This window comes from Amycolatopsis sp. NPDC114484 (genome assembly GCF_055633755.1).
This window is the reverse complement of sequence record NZ_JBVKDQ010000005.1, coordinates 217,826-230,969: the sequence shown is the minus strand read 5'-3', so window position 1 is coordinate 230,969 and position 13,144 is coordinate 217,826. Positions and strand designations below refer to the sequence as shown.

11 protein-coding genes and 1 tRNA gene are annotated in these 13,144 nt (G+C 71.2%); 8 read left to right on the top strand and 4 right to left on the bottom strand.

What is annotated here, in order from left to right; translation table 11 throughout:
* Positions 1-48 precede the first annotated feature (48 nt).
* Positions 49-1,041, bottom strand: coding sequence for a selenide, water dikinase SelD (gene selD, locus ACZ7SW_RS15965; RefSeq protein ID WP_470231135.1), 993 nt, complete (start codon positions 1,039-1,041; stop codon positions 49-51).
* A gap of 54 nt (positions 1,042-1,095) precedes the next feature.
* Here selD and ACZ7SW_RS15960 point away from each other — a divergent pair.
* The 6 genes from ACZ7SW_RS15960 to nrfD all read left to right on the top strand — a co-directional run bounded on the left by ACZ7SW_RS15960 (position 1,096) and on the right by nrfD (position 9,199).
* Positions 1,096-1,190 (top strand) — tRNA-Sec (locus ACZ7SW_RS15960).
* Positions 1,190-2,479 carry an L-seryl-tRNA(Sec) selenium transferase gene (gene selA, locus ACZ7SW_RS15955; protein ID WP_470231134.1) on the top strand — a complete coding sequence of 430 codons (1,290 nt, stop codon included), beginning with the start codon at positions 1,190-1,192 and terminating at the stop codon, positions 2,477-2,479. The genes ACZ7SW_RS15960 and selA overlap by 1 nt, the downstream gene beginning before the upstream one ends.
* Complete coding sequence (selB, locus tag ACZ7SW_RS15950) at positions 2,470-4,233, top strand: selenocysteine-specific translation elongation factor (RefSeq protein WP_470231133.1); 1,764 nt, start codon at positions 2,470-2,472, stop codon at positions 4,231-4,233. Before selA ends, selB begins: the two co-directional genes overlap by 10 nt.
* 4 nt (positions 4,234-4,237) lie before the next feature.
* Positions 4,238-7,450: a formate dehydrogenase gene (gene fdh, locus ACZ7SW_RS15945; protein ID WP_470231132.1), complete on the top strand. Its 3,213-nt coding sequence runs from the start codon at positions 4,238-4,240 to the stop codon at positions 7,448-7,450.
* On the top strand, positions 7,443-8,276 hold the full coding sequence (locus ACZ7SW_RS15940; RefSeq protein WP_470231131.1) for a 4Fe-4S dicluster domain-containing protein: 834 nt from the start codon (positions 7,443-7,445) through the stop codon (positions 8,274-8,276). Before fdh ends, ACZ7SW_RS15940 begins: the two co-directional genes overlap by 8 nt.
* Positions 8,273-9,199, top strand: a complete 927-nt coding sequence (gene nrfD / locus ACZ7SW_RS15935; protein ID WP_470231130.1) for an NrfD/PsrC family molybdoenzyme membrane anchor subunit — start codon at positions 8,273-8,275, stop codon at positions 9,197-9,199. Before ACZ7SW_RS15940 ends, nrfD begins: the two co-directional genes overlap by 4 nt.
* On the opposite strand, the gene ACZ7SW_RS15930 is transcribed toward nrfD, so the two are convergent.
* From ACZ7SW_RS15930 to ACZ7SW_RS15920, 3 genes are read right to left on the bottom strand one after another with little or no spacing between them, the layout of a single operon-like run.
* Positions 9,196-9,819 (bottom strand): diguanylate cyclase/phosphodiesterase, encoded by a 624-nt coding sequence (locus ACZ7SW_RS15930; protein ID WP_470231129.1) that lies wholly within the window; start codon positions 9,817-9,819, stop codon positions 9,196-9,198. The two genes, nrfD and ACZ7SW_RS15930, sit on opposite strands and share 4 nt — an antisense overlap.
* Positions 9,816-11,006, bottom strand: coding sequence for a zinc-dependent alcohol dehydrogenase (locus tag ACZ7SW_RS15925; protein WP_470231128.1), 1,191 nt, complete (start codon positions 11,004-11,006; stop codon positions 9,816-9,818). Before ACZ7SW_RS15925 ends, ACZ7SW_RS15930 begins: the two co-directional genes overlap by 4 nt.
* Positions 11,007-11,049: 43 nt before the next feature.
* The gene (locus tag ACZ7SW_RS15920; protein WP_470231127.1) at positions 11,050-11,667 is read right to left on the bottom strand and encodes a UdgX family uracil-DNA binding protein; all 618 of its coding nucleotides are present in this window, start codon (positions 11,665-11,667) and stop codon (positions 11,050-11,052) included.
* A 77-nt stretch (positions 11,668-11,744) separates the two neighbouring features.
* Here ACZ7SW_RS15920 and ACZ7SW_RS15915 point away from each other — a divergent pair, with 77 nt between their 5' ends.
* Complete coding sequence (locus ACZ7SW_RS15915) at positions 11,745-12,308, top strand: hemerythrin domain-containing protein (RefSeq protein ID WP_470231126.1); 564 nt, start codon at positions 11,745-11,747, stop codon at positions 12,306-12,308.
* Positions 12,305-13,117, top strand: a complete 813-nt coding sequence (locus ACZ7SW_RS15910) for a family 1 encapsulin nanocompartment shell protein (protein WP_470231125.1) — start codon at positions 12,305-12,307, stop codon at positions 13,115-13,117. Before ACZ7SW_RS15915 ends, ACZ7SW_RS15910 begins: the two co-directional genes overlap by 4 nt.
* The last annotated feature ends 27 nt before the right edge of the window (positions 13,118-13,144 follow it).

Below are 13,144 nucleotides of genomic sequence, written 5' to 3'. Positions count from 1 at the left end.
TTCCCCTCACGGCCGCGCGAGCGGGGTTGGCTGTCGGTGGGAAGGAGATCAGCCCACGACGATGGTGTGGTCCGCTCGGGACACCAGTTCGCCGATCACCGGATACCCCGGCAGTTCGCCCGCCACCAGCAGCCCGCCGGACGTCTGCGCGTCCGCCAGCAACAGGGCCTCGTCCTCGGAGATCCGCGACAGGTCGGCGTGCTGGCGGACCCAGTCGAGGTTGCGGCGGGTCCCGCCGCTGACGTAGCCGTCGCGCAGCGCTTCCCGGGCACCGTCCAAATAGGGGACAGCGGCCGGGTCCAGCCGGGCGGTGACCCCGCTCGCCCGGGCCAGCTTGTGCAGGTGGCCGAGCAAACCAAAACCGGTGACGTCGGTCGCGCACACCGCGCCCGCCTCCAGCGCGGCGGCCGACGCGGCGCGGTTGAGCGTGGTCATCACGGCGATCGCCTCCTCGGAGCGTTCGCCGGTGGCCTTGTGCCGCGAGTTCAAAACACCGATCCCCAACGGCTTGGTCAGCGTCAGCGGGACGCCCGGCTTGCCCGAATCGTTGCGGAGCAAGCGGTCCGGGTCCGCGGTGCCGGTGACCGCGAGGCCGTACTTGGGCTCCGGGTCGTCGACGCTGTGTCCGCCGGACAGGTGGCATCCGGCCTCGGCGCAGACGTCCAGGCCGCCGCGCAGCACCTCCGCGGCCAGCTCGAACGCGAGCACCTCCCGGGGCCAGCCGAGGAGATTGACCGCGACCACCGGGACGCCGCCCATCGCGTAGACGTCGGACAGCGCGTTCGCGGCGGCGATGCGGCCCCAGTCGTACGGGTCGTCGACGACCGGGGCGAAGAAGTCCGTGGTCGCGATCAGCGCGATGTTCCCGGAGATGCGGACGGCCGCCGCGTCGTCGCCGTCGTCGAGGCCGACCAGGAGTTCGCCGGGCGGGTCTTTCGGAGCGGTGCCGGACAGGCCGCGGACGATCGTTTCCAGCTCTCCGGGCGGGATTTTGCACGCGCAGCCGCCGCCGTGGGCGTACTGGGTCAGCCGGACGCTCATGCTGTTCATGATGCGGGGGCGCGACGGTCTTGGCAGGATGGCGGAATGCCCCAGGGAGGCGTATCCGGCCTGGTGACCGGCGCGGTCTTCAACACCGTTGAGCGGCAGGTCCTGCCGCTGGCGGGTTCGATTCCCGTCCGCCTCCGCCATGGGTGACCCGCGCCGGGCGATCCCGCGCACCGATGCCGTGCTCGGCGAGCCGAGGGTCGCGAAAGCCGCCGAGACGCTCGGCCGCGACCTGGTGAGGTCGCTGGTCTCGGCGGCGCAGCAGCGGGCCCGGGCCGGCGAGATCGAGCCCGGCGAGGTCGTCGCGGAGGTGGTGGCCCGGCTGCCCGCGACGGTGTCGTCGCTGCGTCCGGTGCTCAACGCGACCGGCGTTCTCGTGCACACCAATCTCGGCCGTGCACCGCTGTCCGCCGCCGCGCTGGACGCGATCGTCGCGGCGGGCGGGGCCACCGACGTCGAGTTCGCGCTCGAAACCGGGGAACGGGCGAAACGCGGGCGCGGCACCCTGGCGGCGCTGGCGGAGGCGGTGCCGCGCGCGGAGGCGGTGCACGTGGTCAACAACAACGCGGCGGCCCTGCTGCTGTGCGCGCTGACGTTGGCTCCTGGCAAGGAAATCGTGGTCAGCCGCGGCGAGCTGGTCGAAATCGGCGACGGGTTCCGGATCCCGGATCTGCTGGCCTCGACCGGTGCCCGGTTGCGCGAAATCGGCACCACCAACCGGACTTCGGCCGACGATTACGCGGCGGCCCTCGGTCCGGACACCGGATTCGTGCTCAAGATCCACCCCTCGAACTACCGGGTCACCGGGTTCGCCTCGGAAGCGAGCGTCGCCGAACTGGCCGGGCTCGGCGTGCCGGTGGTCGCCGATGTCGGGTCCGGTTTGCTCGCGCCGCACCCGCTGCTGCCGGACGAACCGGACGTCGCGACCGCGCTGGCCCACGGCGCGAACGTCGTCACCGCGAGCGGCGACAAGCTCCTCGGCGGTCCGCAGGCGGGCTTGCTCTTCGGAGATGCCGAACTGATGCGACGGTTGCGGCGGCATCCGGCGGCTCGGGCGTTGCGGGTCGACAAACTGACCCTCGCCGCCCTCGAAGCCACTCTCCGCGGGCCGGAACCGCCCGTGCGGGCGGCGCTGGTGGCAGAAGTCGGCGACCTCCGCAAGCGCGCCGAAGCTCTGGCCGCGTCGCTGCGTTCGGCGGGCGTGGCCGCCGAGGCGGTCGACTCGACCGCGGTCGTCGGCGGCGGTGGCGCGCCGGGCGTTGAGCTGCCCAGCGCGGCGGTCGCGTTGCCCGACCGGTATACGGAGGCGTTGCGGTCGGGCGAGCCCGCTGTCGTCGGCAGGATCGTGCGGGACCGGTGTCTGCTCGACCTGCGGACCATTTCCCCGGCGGACGACGCGGCGGTGCGGGAGGCGGTCTCCCGATGCGGGTGATCGCCACCGCCGGGCACGTCGACCACGGGAAATCCACCCTGATCCGCCAGCTCACCGGCATGGAACCGGACCGGTGGGCCGAGGAACGCCGGCGCGGCCTGACCCTCGACCTCGGCTTCGCCTGGACCCGGCTGGGCGGCGAGGAAATCGCCTTCGTGGACGTCCCCGGGCATCAGCGGTTCGTGCCGAACATGCTGGCTGGCGCCGGTCCGGTCCCGGCCGCGCTGTTCGTCGTGGCCGCGGACGAGGGGTGGATGCCGCAATCAGCCGAACATCTGGCGGCCCTGGACGCGTTCGGCGTCCGGCACGGACTCCTGGCGGTCACCAAGTCCGACCGTGCCGACCCAGAACGAGCGACGACCGCGGCGCTCAAGGAGATCGCGGCGACGGCGCTCGGCGAGGTGCCCGCGGTCAGCGTCAGCGGCACGACCGGCGAAGGCATCGAGGAACTGAACGCGCAGCTGGCCAAGCTGGCCAGCCGGTTGCCGCCGCCGGATCTTGAGGCGGACGTCCGGCTCTGGATCGACCGGGCGTTCACGATCAAGGGCGCGGGCACGGTGGTCACCGGAACCCTCGGCGGCGGAACGCTGAAGGTCGGCGACGAGCTGACGCTCGGCGCGAACCGGGTGCAGATCCGTGGTTTGCAAGCGCTCGGCGAACCGCGCGAAAGCGTGTCCGCGGTGGCTCGGGTCGCGGTGAATTTACGCGGCGTGGCAAAGGATTCCGTCGGTCGGGGCGACGTTCTGCTGACCCCGGGCGCGTGGCGTCCGGCGACGGAAGTCGATGTCCGGCTGCGTGGCGCACCGTCCGGCGAACTGCATCGGAACCTCGTGCTGCACTTCGGATCCGCGGCGGTGCCGACCCGCGTGCGTCCGCTCGGGCCGGATACCGCGAGGCTGCTGCTCGCGCACCCGCTGCCGCTCAGGACGGGAGACCGGGGACTCCTGCGAGACCCGGGGGAGCACCGGATCCCGGCCGGGTTCGACGTGGTGGACGTCCGGCCGCCGTCGCTCGCGCGCCGCGGCGCCGCGCGAGCCCGTGGCGAAGAGCTGACCGCCGTCGAACCAGGGTGGGATTACCTCCGCCGCGAGGGTTTCGTGCGCCAGGAGGACTTCCGCGCACTGGGGCTGCCGGAGGTGGGCGAGCGGCTCGGCGGCTGGCACGCCGACCCGGACCGCCTCGGCCGGTTGCGCGCGGAGGTCCGGAAAGCGGTCGCGGCCTGGACCGGCGAACATCCGCTGGCGGCGGGCATTCCGGTCGAGGCGCTCCGGCGCCGGCTCGGCCTTCCGGACGCGGAACTCGTCCCGGAGGTCCTCAGCGACGGGCTGATCCTGAAGGACGGGCTGGTCACCAAGCCCGGCACCGGCTTGACCGCCGAAGTGTCCCAGGCCGTTGACGTCCTCGAAGCGCGGTTCGCCGAGCACCCGTTCCGCGCGCCTGAAGCGGACGAGCTGCGAAAACTCGGTCTGGGCAAACGGGAACTGGCCGCCGCCGTCCGAGTTGGCCGGTTGTGCGCGATCGCCGGCGGAGCGGTGCTGGCTCCGGACGCGCCGCAGCGAGCGGCGGAAGTCCTGGCCGCGCTCGGCGAGCCGTTCACGGTGTCGCGGGCGCGGCAGGCACTGGACAGCACCCGCCGGGTGATGATCCCGCTGCTGGAGCACCTCGACGCCGCCGGGCTCACCGAACCGCTCGGCGACGGGACCCGCCGGACGTGTGGACGAGGCTGCGCGGGGCGGGAGAACGGATTACCGTGACAGCGTGGGCATGCGGCGGTGGATCGAGAGCTGGCCGGTGTACCGGCAGCTGGCCGGTCCCGACCGCACTGCGCGCGCCTCGGCGGCCAAGTCCGCCGGTACGGAGAAATGGCACGCCCGCACCGAGGACGCCGACAAGGTAGTCCGTTCGATCTGTCCGTATTGCGCCGTCGGCTGCGGGCAGAAGGTGTACGTCAAGGACGGCGCGGTCACCCAGATCGAGGGCGACCCGGATTCGCCGATCTCCCGGGGCAGGCTCTGCCCGAAGGGCTCGGCCAGCAAACAGCTCGTGACCAGCCCGAGCCGCGTCACCGAGGTCCTCTACCGCCGGCCGTACGGCACCGAATGGGAGCGGCTGTCCCTCGACCAGGCGATGGACATGATCGCCGACCGCGTGCTCAAGACGCGCGCCGAAACGTGGCAGGACACCGACGACCAGGGCCGCGAGCTCAACCGCACGCTCGGCTTCGCGAGCCTCGGCGGCGCGACGCTGGACAACGAAGAGAACTACCTGATGAAGAAGCTGTACACCGCGCTCGGCGCGATACAGATCGAAAATCAGGCCCGTATTTGACACTCCGCCACGGTTCCCGGTCTGGGGACCTCCTTCGGTCGTGGAGGCGCCACGACGTTCCAGCAGGACCTCGCCAACGCCGACTGCATCGTCATCCAGGGCTCGAACATGGCCGAATGCCATCCGGTCGGGTTCCAGTGGGTGATGGAGGCGAAGGCCCGCGGCGCGAAGATCATCCACGTCGACCCGCGGTTCACCCGCACGAGCGCGGTCGCGCACGTGCACGCCTCGGTGCGGGCCGGTTCGGACATCGCGTTCCTCGGCGGCCTGATCAACTACGTCCTGCAGCACGACCTGGACTTCCGCGAGTACGTCGTGGCCTACACGAACGCCGCCGCGATCCTGACCGAGGACTTCGCCGACACCGAGGACCTCGACGGCCTGTTCTCCGGCTTCGACCCGGAAAACCGCCAGTACGACAACTCGACCTGGGCGTACGAGGACGCTGAAGCGAGCCCGGCGGCGGGCGCCCGCGACCCGGATCAGCCGGGCGGGCACCACTGCGGCGAGAAGCACCAGAGTTCCGCGCGCGCCGAGTCCTACGGCAGCGGCGGCGCGGCGATCGAAACGAAACCCAAGACCGACGAGACGCTGCAGCACCCGAGGTGCGTTTTCCAAGTCCTCAAACGGCATTTCTCCCGCTACACGCCCGAGGCGGTCGCCGACGTCTGCGGCCTGCCGGTCGAGCAGTTCACCGAGATCGCCGAGGCGATCACCGCGAACTCCGGCCGCGACCGCACCACGGCGTGGGTGTACTCGGTCGGCTGGACGCACCACACCGTCGGCGCGCAGTACATCCGCACGGCCTCGATCCTGCAGACGCTGCTGGGCAACATCGGCCGTCCGGGCGGCGGCATCCTCGCGCTGCGCGGGCACGCCAGCATCCAGGGCTCGACCGACATCCCGACGCTGTTCAACCTGCTGCCCGGCTACATCCCGATGCCGCACGCGCACCAGCACCTGGACCTCGACAGTTTCGTCGAAGCCGACGCGGGCAAGACCGGTTTCTGGGGCAACATGCGCTCCTACACCGTGAGCCTGCTCAAGGCGTACTGGGGCGAGAACGCCCAGCCGCACAACGACTTCCGCTTCGGCTACCTCCCGCGGCTGACCGGCGACCACGGGACCTACGCGACCGTCCAGAAGCAGATCGCGGGGGAGTGCAAGGGGTACTTCCTGGTCGGCGAGAACCCGGCGGTCGGCTCGGCCAACGGGAAGTTCCAGCGGCTCGGGCTGGCCAATCTCGACTGGCTGGTGGTCCGCGACCTGCAGCTGATCGAAAGCGCGACCTTCTGGAAGAACAGCCCGGAGATCGAGACCGGCGAACTGAAGTCCGAGGAGATCGGCACCGAGGTCTTCTTCCTGCCCGCCGCCGCGCACACCGAAAAGGACGGCAGCTTCACCAACACCCAGCGCCTGCTGCAATGGCATCACAAAGCGGTCGAACCGCCCGGCGACGCCCGCAGCGACCTGTGGTTCTACTACCACCTGGGCAGGCTGGTCCGGGAACGCGCGGGCAGCGACGCGCGCGACGCCCCGCTCCGGGACCTCGCCTGGAGCTATCCGGCCGAAGGCCCGACCGCCGAGCCGAGCGCGGAGTCCGTCCTCGCGGAGATCAACGGCCACGGTCCGCAAGGCCCGCTCTCGTCCTACACCCAGCTGAAGGACGACGGTTCGACGTCCTGTGGCTGCTGGATCTACTGCGGCGTCCGCGCCGACGGCCACAACCACGCCGCGAACCGGCAGCCGGGTTCCGAACAGGACTGGATCGCGAACGGCTGGGCCTGGGCGTGGCCGGCGAACCGGCGGATCCTGTACAACCGCGCCTCCGCGGATCCGGACGGAAAGCCGTGGAGCGAACGCAAGAAGCTGGTCTGCTGGGACGCTTCGGAAGCCAAGTGGACCGGCCCGGACGTCCCGGATTTCGAGGCCGCCAAGCCGCCCGATTACGTGCCGCCGGACGGGGCCCGGGCACAGGACGCGCTGAGCGGCCGCGATCCGTTCATCATGCAGACCGACGGCAAAGCCTGGCTGTACGTCCCCGCCGGGCTGGCCGACGGCCCGCTGCCCACGCACTACGAGCCGTTCGAGAGCCCGGTCGCCAACGCGCTGTACAGCCAGCGGGAATCGCCGGTGCGGCAGACGCTGGACAGCCCGGTGAACCAGTACAATCCGGCCCGAAGCGAGGTCTACCCGTACGTGTTCACCACCTACCGGCTCACCGAGCACCACACGGCGGGCGGGATGAGCCGGACGCTGCCGTACCTGTCCGAACTGCAGCCGGAGTTCTTCTGCGAGGTCTCGCCCGCGCTCGCGGCCGAACGCGGCTTGGCGCATCTCGGCTGGGCGACCATCGTCTCGGCGCGGACGGCGATCGAGGCCCGCGTGCTGGTCACCGACCGCGTCAAACCGCTCAAGGTGCGCGGCCGTACCGTCCACCAGGTCGGGCTGCCCTACCACTGGGGCCCGAACGGCCTGTCGCGCGGCGACGCGGCCAACGACCTGCTGTCGATCGTGATGGACCCGAACGTGCACATCCAGGAGGCCAAAGCGGCCACCTGCGACATCCGTCCCGGACGGCGGCCGCGCGGGCCGGCGCTGCTGGAGTTCGTGGCGGAGTACCGGAGGCGAGCCCATGGCTGAGTACGGCGCCCAGCCCCGGATGGGGTTTTTCACCGACACGTCGGTGTGCATCGGATGCAAGGCGTGCGAGGTCGCCTGCAAGGAGTGGAACGGCGTCCCGGAGGCGGGCGGGCAGGACCTGCTCGGCCTTTCCTACGACAACACCGGCGACCTCGGCTCGAACACCTGGCGGCACGTGGCGTTCATCGAGCAGCGGAAACCCGCGGTGGATCTCGGAATGCCGACGGTCGGGGCGCCGGAGGAGCAACCGGAAGAGCCGGGCGTGCGCTGGCTGATGTCCAGCGACGTCTGCAAGCACTGCACGCACGCGGCCTGCCTCGACGTCTGCCCGACCGGAGCGCTGTTCCGCACCGAATTCGACACAGTCGTGGTGCAGCAGGACATCTGCAACGGCTGCGGCTACTGCGTTCCGGCGTGTCCGTACGGGGTCATCGAAAAGCGCGAGAGCGACGGCCGCGCGTTCAAGTGCACTCTTTGCTACGACCGGCTCGGCGCCGGGATGGAGCCCGCGTGCGCCAAGGCGTGTCCGACAGACTCCATCCAGTTCGGCGAACTGGACGAACTCCGCGAACGCGCCGCCGCCCGGGTTTCATCGCTGCACGACGCGGGTGTGCCGGAGGCGCGGCTTTACGGGCACGATCCCGAGGACGGGGTCGGCGGCGACGGCGCGTTTTTCCTGCTGCTGGACGAACCCGAGGTCTACGGCTTCCCGCCGGACCCGGTCGTGACGACCCGCGACTTGCCGCAGATGTGGAAGCGCGCCGCGACGACCGCCGCCGGGGTGGCCGCGGCGCTGGTCGTGTCGTTCCTGGGGCGGCGGCGATGAGCCCGCGGCGCGAACGGGCGATGGTCGAACCCGCCGAATTCCGCTCGTACTACGGCAGGCCGATTCTCAAGGAGCCTGCCTGGAAACAGCCGGATGTCCCGCTGTACCTGTTCCTAGGCGGCGCGGCCGGTGCGTCGGCGTCGCTGGCCGCGCTCGCCGACGCGACCGGCCGTCCGGAGCTGGCCAAGGTCGGCCGGCTGGCTGCTTCCGGCGGGTCGATCGCCAGTGTCGTCGCGCTGATCCACGACCTCGGCAAGCCGACGCGGTTCTTGAACATGCTGCGCGTGTTCAAGCCGACTTCGCCGCTGTCGGTGGGTTCGTGGATCCTGTCGCCGTTCTCCGGTCTCGCCGCTGCGGCGGCGTTTTCCACCGTGACCGGGCGGTTGCCGCGCCTCGGCCGGTTGGCCGGGGCGGGCGCGGGCGTGCTGGGTCCGGCGATGTGCACCTACACCGCGGTGCTGCTGGCCGACACGGCGACGCCGTCCTGGCACGAAGCGCACGGGACGCTGCCGGTGCTGTTCGCGGGCAGCGCGGTGACCAGCGGAGCCGGGATCGCGCTGCTTTCGGTGCCGCAGACGGAAAACGGGCCGGTCGTGCGGGCTGGGCTCGCCGGGGCTGTCGCGGAGCTTGCGGCGGAACATCACCTGGAGACCGGACTGGGGCTGGCTTCGGAGCCTTATCGGACCGGTCGGGCTGGGCGGTTGTTGAAGGCGGCCAAGGTGCTCACTGCGGCGGGCGCGACGTTGTCCCTGGCGGCACGCCGCCATCGGGTGGCGGGGGTTGTCGCGGGGGCGGCGTATCTGGCGTCGGGGCTGTGCACGCGGTTCGGCGTCTATGCGGCCGGTGTCGAGTCCGCAAAGGACCCCAAGTACGTCGTCGTGCCGCAGCGCGAGCGACTCGCGCGGCGGGCGGACAAGCGTTAACGCGCCGCCCGCACGCACCGCCACAGTTCTTCCCCGTACGGCACCCCGATCAGCGCCACGACCGCCGCCGCGATCCCCGCGAGGTAGCCGGGCGGCAGCGGACGGCGTTTGAGCCGCAGCCGCCAAGCGCCGCGCCGGTCGTCGGCGTGCAGCAGTTCTTGGACGTCTTTCCAGTGCAGGCAAGCGATCGCGGCGGTCCCCATGAACGGCAGCGACTCCAGGAAACTGTGGATGTGCTGCTCGATCGGCCTCACGTCGCGGTCGCTGTCGACCGCCGTCTTGACGTCCCACAGCGCCGTCGCCTCGTGCGCGGCGATCGTCGCGACCATGACCGCCAGGACGAGCGGGTTGATCTCGCACAGCAGCGCGAGCGTGACCGGCAGCCCGACCTCGGCCATCATCAGCAGGTGGATCAGCGATTCCCGCACGCCGGCGGTGTCCTCGATCCGGGTGCGGCGGTGCTGCCACCAGTCCAGCAGCCCGGGCACGAACCAGGCCGGGAGGATGCCGTAGAGCAGATACCGCAGCGTGGCGGTTTCGGTGTCGGACGCGCGCTCCGGGATGCGCAGCCGCGAGCGGTTCACGACCGCCTCGCGCAGGGTTTTCAGCGGGGCCTTCATGTCGCCGGCTCCAGCAGGATCTTCTGGGCGCCGTCCAGTTTCTTCTGGAACATCTCGTACGCCCGGGGCGCGTCGGCGAGCGGGAATCTGTGCGTCGCGAAGCCTTCGACGCCGAGGGGATCGCCGTCCGCGGTGAGCACCGGCAGGATGTCGTCGATCCACCGGCGCACGTTCGCCTGCCCGCTGTGCAGCCGGATCTGCTTGTCGAAGACCTCCATCATCGGGATCGGGTCGGCCATCCCGCCGTACACCCCGGACAGCGAGATCGTGCCGCCGCGCCGGACGCTGTCGATGGCCGCGTACAGCACGCTCAGCCGGTCGACCCCGGCCTTCTCGGTCACCTTGGCGCCCAGCGTTCGCGGCAGCAGCGCGACCAGGTTGTGCGCGAGTTTCCCGATGGGCGCGCCGTGCGCTTCCATGCCGACCGCGTCGATCACCGAATCCGCGCCGCGGCCTCCGGTGAGGTCGCGGATCGCGTCGCCGATCCGCCGGTGGTCGCGCAGGTCCAGCGTCGTCGCCCCGTGCGCGCGGGCCCGGGCCAGCCGTTCCGGCACGAGATCGACCCCGATCACCTCGCCCGCGCCCCGATGCTGGGCGACCCGCGCGGCCATCTGGCCGATCGGCCCGAGCCCGAAGACGACGACGGAACCGCCGTCGGGGATGTCCGCGTACGCCACGGCCTGCCACGCCGTCGGGACCACATCGGACAGATAGACGAACCGTTCGTCCGGCGGGCCGTCGGGCACCTTGATCGGCCCGTACTGCGCTTGCGGGACCCGGAGGTACTCGGCCTGCCCGCCGGGCACCTGTCCGTAGAGCTTCGTGTAGCCGAACAGCGCCGCGCCCTTGCCCTGGTCCTTGACCTGGGTGGTCTCGCACTGCGACTGGAGCCCCTGGGAGCACATCCAGCAGTGGCCGCAGGAGATGGTGAAGGGCACCACCACGCGGTCGCCCGGCTTCAGCGCGCTCACTCCGCTGCCCACTTCCTCGACGATCCCCATCGGCTCGTGGCCGAGGATGTCGCCCTCGGTCATGAACGGGCCGAGGACCTCGTACAGGTGCAGATCCGAACCGCAGATGCCGGTGGAGGTCACCCGCACGACGGCGTCGGTCGGCTCCTCGATCTTCGGGTCCGGGACGGCCTCGACGCGCACGTCCCGCTTGCCGTGCCAGGTCACTGCTTTCATGGCGGCCGGATTCCCCTCGCCGGGGCGGGCAAACGTCCGCAGGTCAGAGGCCGCGCAGGTCGGCGACGAACTCGTCGTAGGCCGTGTCGCGATCCGGTGCGCGCAGCACGGCGGACGGGTGCACGGTGGCGACCGCCGAAGCGAACAGGCCGGCGAACTCTTCCGGCGGCTCCAGCGGTTCGCCGCGGTGCCGGGTGAGCCGGAAACCGCTGCCGTATACCGATTGCGCCGCCGTCGCGCCCAGCAACAGCACGAGCCGCGGCCGAACGGCCCGGAGCTCGGCCACCAGCCACGGCCGGCACGCGACGACCTCGGACCGCGACGGCTTGTCGTGGATCCGGCGTTCGCCGCGGAGCTGGAACTTGAAATGCTTGACCGCGTTGGTCACATAGAAGGAATCGCGCTCCAGGCCCGCGTCGCTGAGCGCCCGGTCGAGCAGCTTCCCGGCGGGGCCGACGAAGGGTTCGCCGCGCCGGTCCTCCTGGTCCCCGGGCTGCTCGCCGACGGCGAAGATCTCCGCGCGCTCGGTGCCCACGCCGAAAACCGTGGCGGTGGCGTCGCGGTACAGCCCGCAGCCGTGACAATCACGGGCAGCTCGGCGGAGCGTGCCGAGGCTGGTGGTGTCCGGCGGCTCGGCTCCTGGTTCCTGACGCGAGACCATCAGAACCCGTTACCCGCAACGAGTCCCGCGCAAACACGACGAGCGCGACGGCACCGGGCGAGTTAACGTCGAGAGCCATGAGCGACATCACCAGCCTGATCCTCGACGATCACGAACGGTTCCGGCGGGCGTTCGCGGAACTGGACGACCTCGACGGCCCGGACGAGCTGGCGCGGGCGTGGGAGCCGCTCGCCGACCTGCTGGACCTGCACGCGGCCGCTGAGGAAGCGGTCTTCTACCCCGAGCTGATCCAGCGCGGTGCCGACGCCGAGGACGAGACGCTCGACGCGGTCGGCGACCACAACGACATCCGCGACGCCGTCGCCGAGACCCGCCGGCACCCGGCGGGCAGCGCGGCCTGGCACACGGCGGTCCGGCAGGCCCGCACCGCCAACAGCGAGCACATGGCCGAGGAGGAGGACGACGCGCTCGCCGACTTCCGCGAGCACGCCGATCCGGGCCTGCGCGAGGAACTCGGCCGGAAGTTCCTCGCGTTCAAGGCCGAGCACGAGGGCGGCAAGGGCATCGACACCGGGGACGTCGATCCGGAGCGCTACGTCGAGGAACAGGAGCGCAAAGCCGGGAAGACCCCGCCGGACGACGGTTCGCTGGGCATCGGCGGCCTGAAGGGAGCACGATGAACCACCTGATGCGCGAGCTCGCGCCGATTCCCGCCGGGGGCTGGAAGCAGATCGACGACGAGGCTCGGGAGCGGCTGGCGGCCCACCTCGCGGCCCGCAAGATGGTGGACGTCGAGGGCCCGCACGGCTGGACGCACTCGGCCACGCCGCTCGGCCGGACCCGGCGCGTCGATCCGCCGGAAGCCGCGCGGGAACGCGAAACCCTCGCACAGCAGCGCCGGGTGTTGCCGCTGGTGGAGGTGCGCGTGCCGTTCACCGTCGAGCGGAAGGAACTCGAGGACGCCGAACGCGGCGCCGACGACCTGGAGTTCGACGACCTCGACCAGGCCGCCGCCCAGGTGGGCCTGCTGGAGAACCGCGCGGTGTTCCACGGCTGGCCGGACGCGGGGATCACCGGGATCGCCGAGGCGAGCCCGTACGACCACGGGACGCTGGGCACCGATCCGGAGCGGTATCCGCACGTGGTGGCCAACGCGGTGGATACGTTGCGGCGCAAGGGGATCGAGGGGCCGTACGCGCTGGCGATCAATCCCGGGGGCTACACCTCCATTGTGGAGAGCACCGAACACGGCGGCCTTCTCGTGCTCGATCACCTTCGCCGGGCATTGGGCGGCGGCCGGGTGAAGCGGACGCCGGGGCTGACCGGTGCGGTCGTGCTGAGCCTGGCGGGCGGGGATTTCGTGCTGGAGCTCGGCCAGGATCTCTCGGTCGGCTATCGCCACCACGACGCCGAAACGCTGACGTTGTACCTGGAGGAGAGCTTCAGTTTCCGGGTGACCGAGCCGGACGCGGCGTACGTCCTCGACTGACCACGATTCCTCCGCCGCGCGGCCGGG

Bases quoted from the DNA above. Each gene is read 5' to 3' on its own strand.
- selD (WP_470231135.1), bottom strand. From the start codon at position 1,041: ATGAGCGTCCGGCTGACCCAGTACGCCCACGGCGGCGGCTGCGCGTGC.
- selA (WP_470231134.1), top strand. From the start codon at position 1,190: ATGGGTGACCCGCGCCGGGCGATCCCGCGCACCGATGCCGTGCTCGGC.
- selB (WP_470231133.1), top strand. From the start codon at position 2,470: ATGCGGGTGATCGCCACCGCCGGGCACGTCGACCACGGGAAATCCACC.
- ACZ7SW_RS15940 (WP_470231131.1), top strand. From the start codon at position 7,443: ATGGCTGAGTACGGCGCCCAGCCCCGGATGGGGTTTTTCACCGACACG.
- nrfD (WP_470231130.1), top strand. From the start codon at position 8,273: ATGAGCCCGCGGCGCGAACGGGCGATGGTCGAACCCGCCGAATTCCGC.
- ACZ7SW_RS15930 (WP_470231129.1), bottom strand. From the start codon at position 9,819: ATGAAGGCCCCGCTGAAAACCCTGCGCGAGGCGGTCGTGAACCGCTCG.
- ACZ7SW_RS15925 (WP_470231128.1), bottom strand. From the start codon at position 11,006: ATGAAAGCAGTGACCTGGCACGGCAAGCGGGACGTGCGCGTCGAGGCC.
- ACZ7SW_RS15920 (WP_470231127.1), bottom strand. From the start codon at position 11,667: ATGGTCTCGCGTCAGGAACCAGGAGCCGAGCCGCCGGACACCACCAGC.
- ACZ7SW_RS15915 (WP_470231126.1), top strand. From the start codon at position 11,745: ATGAGCGACATCACCAGCCTGATCCTCGACGATCACGAACGGTTCCGG.
- ACZ7SW_RS15910 (WP_470231125.1), top strand. From the start codon at position 12,305: ATGAACCACCTGATGCGCGAGCTCGCGCCGATTCCCGCCGGGGGCTGG.